We start from the raw sequence: 16,608 nt of genomic DNA on the forward strand, positions 1-16,608 counted from the left end.
ATAAAAAACATTCTTTTATTAAAAATTAATATCAATGTGAAAAAAATACGAATTTCGCCTTTCCGTATAATGTCAGCTCAAAAATTAAGCTTATTTGTTATTTTCTCGATACAAAATCCACTCTTCAACCACTTTACCATTACTTAAATGACAATAACCGACCGTCCCTTTCTCTTCTTGTTTCATTACCACCTTGCCGCCCTGATCGGCACAATATACTGATGCTGGATTAGCCTTACCTACAGACTCTGGCGTAGGCTTTTCATCTTGTGAACATCCGATGAGAATCAAACTACTTACCACCAGCGTGGTCACGACTAACTGCTTTTTCATTATTGATTCCTTTCTAATAGAGATTACTGCTATGGATTTCCATTTTGGAAAAACCTTATTCTTTCTTTTTCACTTCTGGAAATATATTTCATACGTTAGATTAGCCGCACAAAACTTATGGATATAAGAAGAGCATAGCAATGTCACTACAAACTAAAATTAAAAATATCATTACTGATGCAACATTAAGTGCGAAACAAAAAACATTGTTCCTATCATTAGAAGCTGAAGCAATTGTAGACTATATGCCAATTTCTGCCGGCGTTTTAGCAGCAAAAGATGCTGGCATAATTTGTGATATGTTTGAAGGCAACGCTCCATTCAAGCCTCGTTATGTTCTTCCTGATTATGCTAAATTTTTACAACAAGGTTCAGAATATCTAGAACTTGAACCCGCAACGAATTTAGATGAAGCAATTAACCTACTAACAATTATTTATCATCACGTACCATCAGTCACAAACATTCCAGTTTATCTTGGCCAACTTGACGAAATCTTACTACCATTTGTTGCTGATGTTAGCGAAGAGGTTTTATATCGTAAGCTGAGAAATTTCTGGATCATGCTTGACCGCACGCTACCTGATGCTTTCATGCACGTAAACATTGGTCCAACAGACAACATTGTTTGTCGTATGATTTTGAAAATTGATGCCGAGCTTAAGCAAGTAGCACCAAACTTAACCTTTATGTACGACCCACAAATCACACCTGAAAGCTTATTACAGCAAGCGTGTGACAATATTTGTGAATGCAGTAAGCCACACATTGCTAATTACCCTATGTTCTCAGAAGCTTTTGGTGCACCTGGTTTTGGTATTGTAAGTTGCTATAACTCACTGCCCGTTGCAGGTGGCGCTAATACACTCGTACGTATGAATTTAAAAGAAGTCGCACTACGTTGTAATAGTATTGAAGAGTTTCTAACCATGACTCTGCCACATTACAGTGCCCTGATGTTTGAACTTATTGAAGCTCGTTCAGCTTTCTTGCATGAAGAATCAAACTTCTTTACTGGTTTCTTAACCACTGAAGGTTTGATCAATGAAGACCGTTTTGCACCAATGTTTGGCATATTCGGCATGGCTGAAGCGGTAAACATATTGATGGAAAAATCAGGTTCAACAGCTAAATACGGTCACAATGAAGAAGCAAATGCTATCGCACTGCAAATCAGTGAAGCATTAAATGAAATCGTAACTACCACGCCAGTAAAACATGGCTTAAAAGGTCGAGCTCTATTACATTCACAAGGTGGGATTAGTTGCGACCACGAAGTAACACCAGGGATTCGTATTCCTTACGGTACAGAACCAGATCCAGTTGTTCACATTAAGGCGCTTGCTGCACACCATAAATACTACGTATCTGGTATCAGTGAAATCTTAACAATCGAAGAAACTATCAAGAACAACCCACTGGCATTGATGCAGTTATGTAAAGGTGCACTTGCATTAGGTTTTCGAGAGTTTACCGCTAACGTGGCCAGTAACGACCTAGTCCGTATAACTGGTTACATGGTTAAACTATCTGATATTTCGAAGTTTAAAGAAGAAGGTTCTCGTACAAATACAACATGGTTAGGTACAGAAGCGTCTGAAAATACACGTATCCTAGAGCGTCAACCGCGTGTTGTTAGCCGTGAAATGTCACCTGTTTACCCAACAAAATAAATTAAAGTACACATACTATGATTTCTGCCACAGTCAGCAAAATATTGAACTACTCATGTGTTGATGGCCCGGGTAATCGTATGGTGTTGTTTTTGCAGGGGTGTAACTACCGCTGCAAAAATTGTCATAACCCACAAACAATTGATATGTGTAATCAATGTGGTGATTGCGTTCCGAGTTGTCCAACGCAATCATTACAACTTACGACACAAAACAATAAACCGTTTGTTGTATGGAAAATGTCGACATGTACTGAGTGTGATGCATGCCTTACTGCATGTAATAAACAATCAACACCTAAAACACAGCAGTTAACTGTCGCAGATACCTTAATATTGATTAGAGATAATTTGTTCTTTATCAATGGTATTACAATAACGGGTGGTGAGGCGACATTACAATTACCGTATATTATTGCGTTATTTAAAGCGATAAAGTCCGATCCAACCTTGCAGCACTTAAGCTGTATGATCGACAGTAATGGCAGTTTAAGTATTACAGGCTGGCAAACAGTATTACCCTACCTTGATGGGGCAATGATTGATTTAAAGGCATGGAATAACACCACCCATCGCTGGTTAACGGCTCGCGATAATGATCGAGTATTAGCAAGTATTGATTGGTTAAGTCAACACCAAAAACTATACGAAGTACGCTTATTGCAGATTCCCGGGATCACAGATTATGAGCAATATATCGATGATATTGCTGCTTATTTAATGACGTTGGATGATAGTGTAAGAATTAAGCTCAATGCTTTTCAGCACCATGGGGTTACCGGTGAATCTCTCAACTGGACAACATGTAAAAAAGACGACATTGAAACATTAGCAGCATTACTGACTGACCGTGGTGTCGCCAATCTGATACTACCAAGTGTGTATGTATAACCCCCTCTAAAACCCATTATCAGTGGTGATTATCTGATCATCACTGACTTTTATTGTTATATCTCTTGTTACTTAATCATTTATTCACCCAGCCCTATTTGTTGTCCTACTGTGGTGATTTGTTGGTATAACCATCGCAACGCAGGATCATTCATACTCGGTTGATACCACACTAAACTATAAGCAACTTGACCATAATTAAACGGCAGTTCTTTCATGGTTAACGATTGTGCCTGCGCCGCTACTTCAGCCCATTTTTTTGAACAAGTAAACAATAACTCAGTATTTTTGCACAGCGTTGCTGCAACCCCAAAATCTGCAACATTAACCATCACTTTACGTTTACGGTGTTGCTGTGCGAGCTGCATTTCAAAAAATGGCACACTGAGATCATTATCAACAATACCAATATGATCGTACTGCAAGTAATCATCAATCGTCAGAGACTGAGTCGCTAATGGATGCTGATGTGACATTAAACACACCATTTCATCAGTAAATAACGTTTCCCAGACTAAGTTATTATCGATGTTCGGTGGCTGACTGAGATCATGAGGCAAGATTATAAAATCCAACACTCCTTTCGCTAATCCACTGACACCGATATTATCTTTAGACCAAATATCTAATCGAATATTAGGGGCTAGTTTCAATACATGCTCACACAATGGCGCCGCAATTAATTCAAATGTACTTTCTCGCATCGACAACGAAAAACTGCCCGCATAATTGGCGACATCAAATTCTTCTTGGGTCATGATCTGATTCATATCACTGATCATCTGATGCACTGTTGGTCCTAGACGACGTGCTAATGGTGTCGAAACCAAGCGATTACCATTACGATAAAACAACTCATCATTCAGTGTATCTCGAAGCTGACTCAATGTTTTACTAACGGATGAAGGACTAACACACAATCGTTGGGCGCAATCGGTCACACTCAGAGTATCTAACATCACATGCAGAGTAATAAGGTGCTTCATGCTAATACGAGAAAGCTTAATCAGATCCATCTCTTATCCCTAGGATATAAATAAAAAATGCCAGCCAATAATCTATTGACGGGCATTTATATCACAATCAGTTATCGCGACGATTAACGAATGCCACTTAGAAACTCGGCACGTGTAGCAGGGTTACGTTTAAAAATTCCCCCTAGCGCAGTCGTTGTCGTGACACTTGTCGCATCCATCACACCACGAGATTTAACACAATAATGTGTGGCATCAATAGTAACAGCAACATCTTCACTCTCAAGTAACGTTTGTAATGCTACTAAAACTTGCTGAGTTAAACGTTCCTGCACTTGTGGGCGCTGAGAAAAGAAACGTACTATACGATTAATTTTAGATAAACCAATGATTTTTCCGCGTGGAATATAAGCAATCGTTGCCTTACCATCAATAGTAACTAAATGGTGTTCACAAGTACTGGTTAACGTAATATCTTTTACTCGCACCATTTCATCACAGTTCATTTTATTTTCAATCACTGTAATTTTAGGGAAATTGGTGTAATCCAAACCTGAAAAAATTTCATCGACATACATTTTTGCAATACGGTGTGGTGTTTCAACCAAACTATCATCGGTAAGATCTAACGCTAATAGCGATAAAACTTCACGCATATGGTATTCAATTTTTTCTTTCTTTTCTTCACGACTTACAACATCAGCCGTCATAGGGGTTTCTAGACCACGGGCGGCTAAGGCGTCACGTACTTGTATTGCAGATACACTTAATGCTGTCATTCTCTTCCTCCAGCTGACCTAGGTAGAATAAAAAGACATACCCTTCTGACCTTGCCAGCACTAAAATCCCTAGCAGAATACCTCCAAATGAGAATAATTTCACCACCAAATTTCCTATGGTCATACACTTCAAGTGTATTTTAGTATATTCAATCCCTTACAGAGGTAGTCAATAAAGGGTAAACTACACCTAAACTAGCGTTCTGAACAATACTTAGTAAAAACTCAGAAAAATATAAACTGAGAATTTTTCAGACCTGCTCACCTTCATTATTACTAATAAATAAATGGACACGATTATGGGATGCTGCGACGTACCAGGTTTAATGACGATTGAAACTGCGTTAGATAATATTATGACTCAAGTTTCACCATTAACAACAATCACCACAGTGGCATTAGCTGATGCAATGGGCATGGTGCTTGCTGAAGATATTCTTTCTCCTATTAATGTGCCTCCTTTTGCTAATTCAGCTATGGATGGTTACGCGCTTCGAGTAGCAGATCTTGAACAGAGCAACACATTAACCATGATCGGTAAGTCATTTGCAGGTATTCCTTTCACTGGTACTTGCGAGGCAGGTCAATGTGTACGCATTATGACTGGCGCTGAAATTCCCGTTGGTGCTGATGTCGTTATCATGCAGGAAGAAGCCCAAGTCGATGGCGATAATATTCAATTTAACGTCAAGCCAAAAGCTAACGATAATATTCGCCCTATTGGTGATGATGTCCATTATGGTGAAACTGTTTTAGTTAAAGGTACTCGTTTAACTGCTCGTGAAATGCCACTACTAGCGTCATTAGGTATTGCTTCTTTTGCTGTATATCGCCGCCCTAAGGTGGCTTTTTTCTCAACCGGTGATGAATTACGCCCAGTTGGTGAAGCACTTGCTGCTGGTCAAATTTACGATAGCAACCGTTATGGCATGAAAGCATTACTAGAAAAATTTGGTTGTGATGTACTTGACCTAGGTATTATTGCTGATTGTCCTGAAAAACTACGCCAAGCATTTATTACAGCATCAACAGAAGCTGATGTTGTAGTTACATCTGGTGGCGTTAGTGTTGGTGAAGCTGATTACACCAAAGACATTTTAGATCAAGAAGGTCAAATCGGTTTTTGGAAAATAGCGATGAAACCAGGTAAACCATTTGCCTTTGGTACCATTAATAATGCATGGTTCTGCGGCCTTCCAGGTAACCCAGTATCAGCAATGCTAACCTTATACCAATTAGTACAACCTATGCTGGCAAAACTAGCTGGTCATAGCCAATACCAACCACCAGTACGTTTACAAGCTAAAGCAACATCGATGTTTAAGAAACGTCCAGGGCGCACTGACTTCCAACGTGGTCTTTATAGTATTAACAGTGACGGCCAATTTGAAGTTACTACAACAGGCAATCAAGGCTCTGGGGCATTTAGTTCAATGCACCACGCCAACTGCTTTGTCGTCCTAGAACAAGATCGCGGTCGCGTTGAAGCTGGTGAATTAGTGACCATTGAAATGTTTAACCACACCATGTACTAATTTGTCATTAATATATTAGCCGATCATTAATCTACCCATAAACGGCTAATACATTATCAACTGCGCTTGCGCTCGAATAAACAGCTAACAACGGTAATTTCACTTATGACAACAGAACAACATACCAGTGCTGAATTATCAGATGACGAAATGCTGCGCTATAACCGCCAGATTATTCTGCGCCAATTTGACTTTGAAGGCCAAGAAGCATTAAAAGCCTCATCTATGTTAATTTTAGGTGCTGGAGGTTTAGGCTGTGCTTCCTCTCAATACCTTGCTGCTGCTGGTGTGGGAAAAATTACGCTTATTGATGACGATAAGGTTGAGGTTTCTAACTTACAACGCCAAGTCTTACATACTGATGCCACTATCGGGATGCTCAAGGTTGAATCAGCTAAACACGCATTAACCGCTATAAACCCTTATTTAACTGTTGAAACCATAGCTAAACGATTAACTGATGACGAGTTATTGCCACTCATTCAACAACACAGCTTAGTGCTAGATTGTTGTGATAACGTTGATACTCGTAACCAACTTAACCGCTTATGCTTTGCCGCTAAAACACCACTTATTTCAGGTGCCGCTATTCGCATGGAAGGTCAAATAAGTGTCTATAGCTATCGCGATGGCGAACCTTGCTATCAATGTCTAAGTGCCCTTTTTGGTCAGCAAACATTAACTTGTGTTGAAGCCGGGATTATGTCTCCAGTTGTCGGTATCGTTGGTGCAGTACAAGCAATGGAAGCGATTAAAGTTGCAGCCAATGTCGGTACACCATTAACAGGTAAGATCTTAATGTTAGACGCAATGAACATGAGTTGGCGCGAAATGAAATTGATGAAGCAACCAAACTGTTCTGTGTGCGACAAATAGAGAAACGAATTAATTATTATGAAACGTATTACTCTGTTTACTCAAAAAAACTGTGCTCACTGTAAAGATGCACAGCAATATATGAAAATGAAGAGCTACCCTTTTCGTTTAGTTGACGTCGCAACACCACAAGGCAGAAAAGAGTTAAGTCGTACTGGTGCGCGATCTGTTCCCGTTATAAAAATTGGGGATAGTGTGCTGATGGGCTGGAATATGACTAAATTCGAAAAGCTACTCCACGAAAAAGACGAATAACTCACAATATAGATTCATAAAAAAACCGACACCTTTAACTATTTCTAGTTGAATGTCGGTTTTTATTATCTTCACTAATACAGGCAGTGATTAATCGTTGTCGTTAAGACGAATACCATCTTTCTCGATAACAATTAAACCTTTCTTATAAAGGCCACCGATAGTTTTCTTAAACGTTGCTTTACTCGTACGGAATACACGGAAGATCTCATCAGGGCTTGATTTATCACTTACCGGAATAAAACCACCTTTAATTTCAAGCGACGTTAGAATCTTATCAGCTAAGTCATCAACTTTGCCTAAGCCTACTTTTTGTAGTGATAGGTTAATTTTACCATCTGGACGAATTTCTTGAACGTAAGCTTTTAGTTGCTTACCAATAAACAGCTTACCAAACGCTTCTGTTTTAAAGAATAAACCCCAATGCTCACCATTAATAACCGCTTTGTAACCCAACTCAGTTGTTTCAGCAATGATCACTTGTACTTCTTGACCCACTTTATAGTTTGCAGGTGTTTGATCAAGAAAGCGATTAAACTTAGTTGAGCCTACAATACGGCCTGATGCACGATCCGTATATACACGAACCATGACTTCTTCGCCTTCTTCTAAGCGACGACGTTGCTCACTAAACGGAATTAGCAAGTCTTTACGTAGGCCCCAATCAGCAAATGCGCCGATAGTCGTTGCACCAACAATACGCAGTTTTGCAAATCCACCAACTTCAACCAATGGTTCGTCAGTAGTTGCAATCACTTCATCTTCAGAATCGAAGTAAATGAAAACTTTAAGCTTGTCGCCGAGCTTAGTACCTGCTGGCACAGTGTTCTTTGGTAACAAAATATTACCGAAATCATCACCGCCATTAAGAAACACACCAAAATCTACCAATTTGATAACTTCTAGTGTGTTGTATTGTCCAATTTTAATCATGTATCAGGTACTCTCTATATAGGCAACAACACGCTTACAGTGCAGTTGGTTCAATATCTTTATCAATCAATTTATTAGCAGCGATTATTAATGTCTACCGCTGACTAGGCAATGCGCTATAATGCGCGGGTTGCGCTTATGATGTCGGTATTATACGTGATGTTGTTAACCTTCGCCCAACCTATCTGCAATTATTTGATGTTTTTTGACTCAATTAGCATCAATAATTGTGATTTATAAATAATGGACAAAAAATTATTCTAATATAATCTCAAGGAAAGCCACTTTATGCCGTTTAGCATTAGCCATTGGAGAGCAAATAAAAAGTGATTACTGTCGATAAAAAAGATGGGCATAAACTCAAAATATCTCATGTGATTCATGAAACAACTAATCGACAGCTTGATATGTTCATATTTATCCCAGGTGAACTTGGGCTAAATGCCAATATCATCTCTGAAGAAGAGTTTTATCATAATGCCATTCATGGCAAGCGTACTTATTTCAGTGATATCAATCATCTGCCATTAGTACATAGCCGTCTCGCAAGTCGTGGCAAACTCTCTATCGAGCAGTATCGTTTAAGTTTAAGCCTTTATGCCTACCAATATGCGTTAGCCTTGGAAAAAACAACGCAGCAATTGTTAGGTGATAGTAGCGAATCTAAGCAAGAAGAGATTGAAGAAGCTGCGCAGTTAGCCGCTCGCATTCTAAAGCGGTTACGCCGTAACATTCCAACTGATAAAAAATTGCTTAAATATTATGAAAATATTGATAACTATTTATCATGGTTTACAGAGCAACGCTTTCTGCAACTTATCGCCCACTTACCCCGTGGTGGTGAGTACAATGAAATTAAACCACAATTATTAGAACTGTGCCAAAAAGAAGCCCAGCACCGAATAGATAACAATTACAACTCAACCAAAGCAATGCAAGATCCGACACGAATGTCGAATAAGATGCGATTATTACGCCGCTTAATTGAATACCCTGTCACTATGAATGAAAAAACTGTTGAGTTAGGTAAGAATACTCGCAAAATTGTCACGGGTGCAGCCGCCGGTATTGTGATGATTTTTGTTACTTTAATACTGATCAAAGCGCGAGGCATGTTAGGCGATATTACCGCCTCGTTTATTGTGGTTTTATCTTTTATTTATGCGGCACGTGAAGTATTTAAAGACGACTTAAAAACGATGTTGTGGCGATGGATGCGCAAAGGAAAAGCACGTTGGAGAAAACAATTTTTCGATGCTAATACTGGACACGTCATTGGACGACAACTTGAATGGTTAGAGTTTGTTAATTACGACAGTTTAGCGGATGTTATTCGTAAAACTCGTAAGCACAATGTCTCTCACCGTGAAGAGACCATTTTGCATTATAAAAGTACCACCAGAATGTCACCGACTAAATTCTTAAGTGGTTATGAACAAACGCGCGAATCGATCATTCTTGATCTACGAGCGGTCGCTTCATTAATGGAAAAAGGTTCACAACGGTTATATCAACTTAATGATGGCCAAGTAACTAAAGAATCTGTTGAAAAAAGACATTTAATTAACTTGATCACTCAGGAAACAGATGAAGATAAAACAGTCAGAATTCAACGCTGGAAAATCATCATGAGTCGTTCAAAAATCATTGATATTGAAGCTATTACTACGCCAGAACCTAAAAAATCGAAGCCTAAAAAAGCGCTCGACGTCGCCAATTCATAACAAAGACAAAAATGCCCTCATTACGAGGGCATTTTTATTAATGGCACTCTATTTAGTTAGAACGTACACACAAAGGTAATTCAGCACCTTTTTTCGTCAAACCAAATTGCCATACATTCAAATCACGGCAACGGAATGCACCAGCACACGATAATAAATAATAACGCCACATACGATAAAATTTCTCACCGTAACGTTCTGATATTTTTGGCCAATTTTGTTCAAATTTATCGTTCCATGCAACTAAGGTTTTATCATAATCAGGACCGATATTTTGCACATCTTCAATATTAAAATAATCTTCTGTCGCAGAACCAATCTGCGTCATTGATGGCACGACACCATTAGGGAATATATATTTATTAATCCACGCATCGGTTTCTGTTTTAGAGTTTGGACTACCAATGGTGTGTAATAAGAAGATACCATCATCAGCAAGGTAACGATGTGCTGCTTTGAAGTAATCTTCATAATTCTCAGGACCCACATGTTCCATCATACCGATAGACACAACGCGATCATAAGGTTGTTCTGGTTTATGTAAGCGATAATCTTGTAAAATGAATTTCACTGGAAGGTTTAGATCATCTGCTCGCTGTTGCCCTAATGCTGCTTGCTCTTTTGAAAGCGTTAAGCCATCACAAATTACACCATAATTCTCTGCGGCATAAATCATAAAGCTACCCCAGCCACAACCAATATCTAGCAATCGCATTCCAGGTTTTAATCCCATTTTACGACAAACTAAATCAAGCTTTGCTTCTTGAGCACTATCCAAATCATTTGCATCTCTCCAATACCCACAAGTATATGTCATGCGTTTATCAAGCATTGATTCAAATAAATCATTACCTAGATCATAATGGAAAGGTACATCCTTAGTAACTCTATCGATACTCTGACGATTAAAAAGATGTTTTACTTTTGATGCACCAATTTTCAAGCCAACTGCCAGTTTAGCGGACAAATCAAGTTTTTCATCAATACGAGCATGTAATATACGATTAATCATTTCATCAATCGCATCACAACTCCACCAGCCATCCATATAACTTTCGCCAAAGCCTAATGAACCGTCTTTTAATACTCGTTCATATAAACGTTCGTCATGAACTTGCAGATCCCAAGGTCGAGAGCCATTAATAATTACATCAGCATGAGATAATAGGTTTTGGAAAAAAGTTTCATTTGTCATCGTTATCATTCCTTATATGACCAATAAGTATGACAAATTGCCTTTAAATAAGGCCAGCGACAACTTTAATTGTTGAAAAATAAGATTTAACAAATTATTACATGCATATTTTAAATCTAAATTTACAAAAAAGAAAATATAACAAATAAAATAAAACCTAATTAGGTTAAATAACATCCTATATATTAATTGAGATGAATATTTTTCTTTCTTTATAAAACATACTCTATGAATAGTTTATGAATAACGGCTGTTTTATATTTATTGGTAGCTATTGCTTTATTTTTTATCTTTTAAAATAGTTTGATTAATAATTACTTTGTCTAATAACCTTACTTTTCATCCCTTGTTTATTTGTCATAACTCGATAAGCTTAAATAGCACCTTTTTTAGGCTATAGGTATGCCCATGAAAACACTTTCAACACTGACGTTTGCTAATAGCTATAGTGACCTTCCTACATCATTAGGTACTCAGGTTGCAGCCCAACCTTTAGATAACCCTTTTCTTATACATTTTAATCCACTTGTTGCCGAAAAACTTGAGCTAGATTCCACTACTGCGCTAGACCCAAGCTTTATCAATATCTTTAGTGGTAATGCAACCTTAGCTGGATTGTCGCCATTAGCGATGAAATATTGTGGTCATCAATTTGGACAATATAATCCAGATCTTGGTGATGGCCGAGGGCTACTACTAGGAGAAGTACTTACCAGTAATGGTAAAAAGTGGGACTTGCATTTAAAAGGCTCAGGTAAAACGCCTTATTCAAGAATGGGAGATGGACGAGCGGTATTACGCTCCTCTATTCGTGAATATCTTGCGAGTGCTGCCATGGAAGGTCTCGGTATAGCGACAACTCATGCATTAGCGATCATTGGCAGCCAAACACCTGTTGTACGAGAAAAAATAGAAACCGCTGCCACGCTAATTCGCGTTGCTGAAAGCCATATCCGCTTTGGCCATTTTGAGTACCTTTTTTATACTGGCCAACATGATGAATTACAGCAATTAGCTGACTATGTCATTGAACATCATTTTCCTGCATTACTGACAGAAGCCGCCCCTTACGCCGCGATGTTTAAACAAATATGTCAGCGGACAGCAACAATGATAGCGGCTTGGCAAGCCGTTGGGTTTGCACATGGCGTCATGAATACCGATAACATGTCGATCTTAGGGCTAACATTTGATTATGGGCCGTTTGGATTTATTGACGATTATGAACCGAGTTATATTTGTAATCATTCAGATTACTCTGGACGTTATGCCTTTGACCAACAACCTGCAATCGCCTTATGGAACTTATCAGCTTTAGGTTACGCTCTTACGCCATTACTTGATAAAACCGATATAGATCATGGTTTAGAACATTATCAAACCGAACTACAGCAGCAATATAGCCATAATATGCGCCAAAAATTGGGATTAACCATTGCAGACGATACTGATACCGTATTATTTTCAGATCTATTTCAATTACTGAAACAACATCACGTTGATTACACGTTATTCTTTAGAACATTATCCTATATAGCCATGGATGAACTGCCCCACAGTGAGCACCTATTTACCTCACTATTCTCATGCACCTCAAGGCTTAAAACATGGTTAATAGGTTACCAACAACGATTGCTGCTCGAACCTAACACCAGCCAACGCTTAACTATAATGCTACAGCATAATCCAAAATATATTCTGCGTAATTACCTTGCACAGCAAGCAATTGAAGAAGCAGAACAAGGTGATTTTCAGCTGATTGAACAGTTAATTACCATTCTAGCGCACCCTTTTGATGAGCATAAAGACGCTGAAGTATTAGCTCAATTACCACCGAATTGGGGTAAACATCTTGAGATCAGTTGTTCATCATAACGACTCTCTTTCTCATATAAAAAAGCCTCAGTATTAACTGAGGCTTTATCTTTGACATTAACTCTTAAGTACTTAAGTACTCTTATAAATAATAATATTTTATTGCTTTCAAATTGCTGTCTAATTCATAGACTAGCGGTACTCCAGTAGGAATTTCCACCTGAGTTATTTCATCATCAGCGATATCACTAAGATGCTTCATTAATGCACGTAAGCTATTACCATGCGCTGCAATCAGAATATCTGCACCACTATTGATTTTAGGTACAATTTCTTCGTTCCAGAATGGAATAACACGCTCATAAGTATCTTTTAATGATTCGCCAACAGGTAACTCATCAACAGTTAGATTCGCATAACGTTTATCATTACCTGGATAATAAGGGCTTGAAGTATCAACAGCTGGTGGTGGCGTATCATAGCTTCTACGCCAAATGAATACTTGATCATCACCAAATTTTTCTGCTGTTTCTGCTTTATTCAAACCTTGTAAATTACCATAATGACGTTCATTTAACTGCCAGCAGTGATCAACAGGTAACCAAAGTAAATCAAGTTCTTCAAGTACAATTGCAAGCGTTTTAATAGCGCGATTCAGCATTGATGTATAACAAAAGTCAAAATTGAAATTATTTTCTTTTAGTTTTTGACCTGCAGAGTGTGCTTCAGTTTCGCCTTGCTCAGTTAATGGTACGTTTGCCCAGCCGGTAAAGCGATTTTCTTTATTCCATTGACTTTGACCATGACGGATTAAAACAATTCGAGTATTTTTCATAGCAACCTCTATATTATATTTTGATATTTAGAACGGCGCTAATAAATTTCAGGAAAATATATAAATTTATTAATAATAGTTTTATTCATAATCATTCCAATAAAAAAGTGACTGAGAATTAATACTCAAATAAATATGAAATGATAATTTTAGCTATCAATAATTTATATACTTCAATAAGAACATTGCATCATTAGCGTGTTTCTTAAACACCTTAATCTTATTGATAATCATTATTGCCTATGTCAATAAAGATATCACTCTCCTGTTTTCATAGCAATACTGACTGATAAAATAATATAAGCCACAAAATACCCAAATTAAGACAAAAAGAGGTCTATAAGTTATATCTTGATTTTTCAGTTAAAATTAACCTATTGTATTGTAATGATATTTTTAATTTTAAATCGAGAAGGAAACATAATGTGTAACGTAATATTTACAACTATTATTGCAATAGCCAAAACCAATCAATAAAACGTCTTAACACACCAATGTTAAGACGTTTATAAAATTAAGCAATCCGTGATAGACCTTGTTCAAGATCATCTAACAAATCATCACAATCTTCTAAACCAATATGAACCCGTACCAAGGTACCGCTAAAATCAACCTTACCAGCAGGACGAATACGATTAAGTTCTTCAGGTTGATTAGCTAAAATAAGAGACTCATAGCCTCCCCATGAATAAGCCATACTAAAATGTTTAAAGTTATCGAGAAAGTTAGCTATTTGTTGGCTATCTAAACGCTTTTTGAGTACAAAAGAAAATAGCCCACAGCTCCCACTAAAATCTCGCATAAAGAATTCATGCCCCTTACAGCTAGGTAAAGCAGGGTGATTGACGCGTTCAACTTGAGGGTGTTGTGCTAACCATTCAGCAATTTTGATACTACTTTCATGATGTTGCTTTAAACGTATTCCCATCGTACGTAAACCTCTAGCAGCAACATAAGCGGTATCGGCATCAACCATCTGCCCCATTAAATATGATCGCTCTTGCAACTGATTCCAACAGCGACTATTTGCAACAGCAGTCCCTAACATTGCATCAGAATGACCGACAATATATTTTGTGCCTGCTTGAACCGAAATATCCACATCATGATCTAACGCTTTAAATAGCACCCCAGCAGCCCAAGTATTATCAACAATGATCACTACTTCTGGATTTATTGCTCTGACTGCTTTAACAATAGAAGGAATATCTTGTACTTCCATCGTGATCGAACTTGGTGATTCTAAAAATACAACTTTTGTATTAGGTTGCACTTTGTCAGCAATATCAGCACCAATCAACGGATCATAATACGTTGTGTCAACATTGAGTCCTTTTAACACTACATTGCAAAATTCTTGCGTTGGCTCATAAGCCGCCCCAGTCATTAAGAGATGATCACCAGCGCCCACAAACGCTAAAATAGAGTTAGCAACCGCGGCTGCACCACAAGGATAAAGGTAGCACCCTGCCCCACCTTCTATTTCAACCATCGCTTGCTGTAATGAGAAATGCGTTAATGTACCGCGACGACCATAAAACAATTCACCATTGGCACGATTGGCTGTAGCTCGCTTTTTATCTGCAACTGAATCGAACACTAATGATGATGCTCGTTGAATAACACTGTTTACCGCACCTTGACCAAATTTCTTTGATCTTCCAGCAGTAATCAGTTGAGTATTTATTTTATTACTAGACATGTTACTCCCTCAATGTGTCACCCATATGTTATTGAATATTCATTGTATAGCATGAATATCCCCATCAAACTAGCAACCAAAAGTTATTGATTATTCTTATTCGCATATCACAATTCGTTACTAATACTGTATATTATCTATACCTCTAATACGGTAATAGCCCAATGAAAAGAATATACATCGCAATATTGACCCTAATACTATTTTCTAGCAATGCCTTCGCCGAGGGTAATATCTGGCTAAATAGCAATCATAAAAATATCACCCCCAATGCCGTCATCAAAAACAACCAAATATGGTTATCAAATAACCATACTCAAGCACCTAATTTCATTATATTTCACCAAATGAATAAAAATAAAATCACTCAAGCGTTGAGCAATAACCAAGGGGTAATTGTTATTCAAAATAATAAAATATGGGTGAATGAAATTAGTAGTCAGCCTCCTTTTGCTATCCTTAAAAATAACAACCAAATTTGGCTACAGGATAACCACGGTACCGTTGCCAATGCGATTATTAAATCAGATGGCACCCTATGGTTATCTACCAATACTAGCTCAATTGCTGATGCCTATATTGGCGGAAGTCATCAACAGCAAGATGGCCTTATTGTCGCTGCATTAATATTATCTAAACAATTATGATTTTATCTACACTGGTAAATAGCTAATCAGCCACGCTTATAGATAGCGTTATCATAATTAGGCTAGTCTAATTAGAAGAATTTACTTAAAATGAACTATTGCAACAAGTAATCACTCAAAGAGTACAACATGATTAATAATGAACTAAGTGTTATCGATAGTCTTGAAGAACTAGAAGCGTTTCTACTTTCAATTGAAAGTGGTGGCCTTGGTCTACAAGGGGTTGAAGGTATCGGTATGGCAACTAACAATGCTGATGGTCGTCACTTTGTCGCTGTTTTTAATAACCAACATCAGCTGATTTACGGACGTTGGATTAGCGATGATGTGTTTGAGAACGGTAAAGAATTAGTCAGTAAAGGCCCTCGCCGTAGTCATTAATTAACGTTATTACACAAAGCTATTAAACCACTAAGCGCCTCTAATAATAACAGGCGCTTTT

Annotated in this window: 16 protein-coding genes; 9 read left to right on the forward strand and 7 right to left on the reverse strand. The window is 37.9% G+C overall.

The annotated features are described in order from the left end of the window. Positions 1 to 90: 90 nt before the first annotated feature. Positions 91 to 333, reverse strand: a complete 243-nt coding sequence (locus PPBDW_RS08555) for a putative hemolysin (RefSeq protein ID WP_036794812.1) — start codon at positions 331 to 333, stop codon at positions 91 to 93. 140 nt (positions 334 to 473) lie between these two features. Here PPBDW_RS08555 and PPBDW_RS08560 point away from each other — a divergent pair, with 140 nt between their 5' ends. Both PPBDW_RS08560 and PPBDW_RS08565 read left to right on the forward strand, forming a co-directional pair. After that, positions 474 to 2,006, forward strand: coding sequence for a YjjI family glycine radical enzyme (locus PPBDW_RS08560; RefSeq protein ID WP_036794814.1), 1,533 nt, complete (start codon positions 474 to 476; stop codon positions 2,004 to 2,006). 17 nt (positions 2,007 to 2,023) lie between these two features. Continuing rightward, the gene (locus tag PPBDW_RS08565) at positions 2,024 to 2,896 is read left to right on the forward strand and encodes a YjjW family glycine radical enzyme activase (protein WP_036794816.1); all 873 of its coding nucleotides are present in this window, start codon (positions 2,024 to 2,026) and stop codon (positions 2,894 to 2,896) included. A gap of 80 nt (positions 2,897 to 2,976) precedes the next feature. On the opposite strand, the gene PPBDW_RS08570 is transcribed toward PPBDW_RS08565, so the two are convergent. Beyond that, positions 2,977 to 3,912 (reverse strand): LysR family transcriptional regulator, encoded by a 936-nt coding sequence (locus tag PPBDW_RS08570; protein ID WP_036794818.1) that lies wholly within the window; start codon positions 3,910 to 3,912, stop codon positions 2,977 to 2,979. Between the two features lie 83 nt (positions 3,913 to 3,995). Then, on the reverse strand, positions 3,996 to 4,649 hold the full coding sequence (gene folE, locus PPBDW_RS08575) for a GTP cyclohydrolase I FolE (RefSeq protein WP_036794821.1): 654 nt from the start codon (positions 4,647 to 4,649) through the stop codon (positions 3,996 to 3,998). A 299-nt stretch (positions 4,650 to 4,948) separates the two neighbouring features. Between folE and moeA the strand changes: the two genes are divergently transcribed. The 3 genes from moeA (at position 4,949) to PPBDW_RS08590 (ending at position 7,315) form a co-directional block, all read left to right on the forward strand. Next, a complete protein-coding gene (gene moeA, locus PPBDW_RS08580) occupies positions 4,949 to 6,184 on the forward strand; it encodes a molybdopterin molybdotransferase MoeA (RefSeq protein ID WP_036794823.1) in 1,236 nt (411 codons plus the stop codon). Positions 6,185 to 6,289: 105 nt separating this feature from the next. Next, the gene (gene moeB / locus PPBDW_RS08585) at positions 6,290 to 7,060 is read left to right on the forward strand and encodes a molybdopterin-synthase adenylyltransferase MoeB (protein ID WP_036794825.1); all 771 of its coding nucleotides are present in this window, start codon (positions 6,290 to 6,292) and stop codon (positions 7,058 to 7,060) included. Between the two features lie 18 nt (positions 7,061 to 7,078). Next, on the forward strand, positions 7,079 to 7,315 hold the full coding sequence (locus tag PPBDW_RS08590) for a glutaredoxin family protein (protein WP_036794826.1): 237 nt from the start codon (positions 7,079 to 7,081) through the stop codon (positions 7,313 to 7,315). Positions 7,316 to 7,405: 90 nt separating this feature from the next. Here the strand turns inward: PPBDW_RS08590 and PPBDW_RS08595 are convergent, their stop codons facing one another. Then, a complete protein-coding gene (locus PPBDW_RS08595; RefSeq protein WP_036794827.1) occupies positions 7,406 to 8,248 on the reverse strand; it encodes a CvfB family protein in 843 nt (280 codons plus the stop codon). Positions 8,249 to 8,574: 326 nt separating this feature from the next. On the opposite strand from PPBDW_RS08595, the gene PPBDW_RS08600 reads away from it, so the two are divergent. Next, entirely contained in the window at positions 8,575 to 9,972 is a 1,398-nt protein-coding gene (locus PPBDW_RS08600) for a hypothetical protein (protein WP_036794829.1), read from the forward strand. A 52-nt stretch (positions 9,973 to 10,024) separates the two neighbouring features. On the opposite strand, the gene cfa is transcribed toward PPBDW_RS08600, so the two are convergent. Further along, positions 10,025 to 11,167 carry a cyclopropane fatty acyl phospholipid synthase gene (cfa, locus tag PPBDW_RS08605; RefSeq protein WP_036794830.1) on the reverse strand — a complete coding sequence of 381 codons (1,143 nt, stop codon included), beginning with the start codon at positions 11,165 to 11,167 and terminating at the stop codon, positions 10,025 to 10,027. Between the two features lie 408 nt (positions 11,168 to 11,575). Between cfa and PPBDW_RS08610 the strand changes: the two genes are divergently transcribed. After that, positions 11,576 to 13,042: a protein adenylyltransferase SelO gene (locus PPBDW_RS08610; protein WP_036794831.1), complete on the forward strand. Its 1,467-nt coding sequence runs from the start codon at positions 11,576 to 11,578 to the stop codon at positions 13,040 to 13,042. Between the two features lie 82 nt (positions 13,043 to 13,124). Here the strand turns inward: PPBDW_RS08610 and gpmA are convergent, their stop codons facing one another. Both gpmA and metC read right to left on the reverse strand, forming a co-directional pair. Next, entirely contained in the window at positions 13,125 to 13,817 is a 693-nt protein-coding gene (gene gpmA / locus PPBDW_RS08615) for a 2,3-diphosphoglycerate-dependent phosphoglycerate mutase (RefSeq protein WP_036794833.1), read from the reverse strand. A 514-nt stretch (positions 13,818 to 14,331) separates the two neighbouring features. Next, the gene (metC, locus tag PPBDW_RS08620; RefSeq protein WP_036794835.1) at positions 14,332 to 15,519 is read right to left on the reverse strand and encodes a cystathionine beta-lyase; all 1,188 of its coding nucleotides are present in this window, start codon (positions 15,517 to 15,519) and stop codon (positions 14,332 to 14,334) included. Between the two features lie 164 nt (positions 15,520 to 15,683). On the opposite strand from metC, the gene PPBDW_RS08625 reads away from it, so the two are divergent. Next, positions 15,684 to 16,166, forward strand: a complete 483-nt coding sequence (locus PPBDW_RS08625; RefSeq protein ID WP_156312888.1) for a hypothetical protein — start codon at positions 15,684 to 15,686, stop codon at positions 16,164 to 16,166. A 132-nt stretch (positions 16,167 to 16,298) separates the two neighbouring features. Then, complete coding sequence (locus PPBDW_RS08630; RefSeq protein ID WP_036796391.1) at positions 16,299 to 16,547, forward strand: hypothetical protein; 249 nt, start codon at positions 16,299 to 16,301, stop codon at positions 16,545 to 16,547. Positions 16,548 to 16,608 lie beyond the last annotated feature (61 nt).

The sequence above is a fragment of the Photobacterium kishitanii genome (genome assembly GCF_000613045.3).
Classification (GTDB): domain Bacteria; phylum Pseudomonadota; class Gammaproteobacteria; order Enterobacterales; family Vibrionaceae; genus Photobacterium; species Photobacterium kishitanii.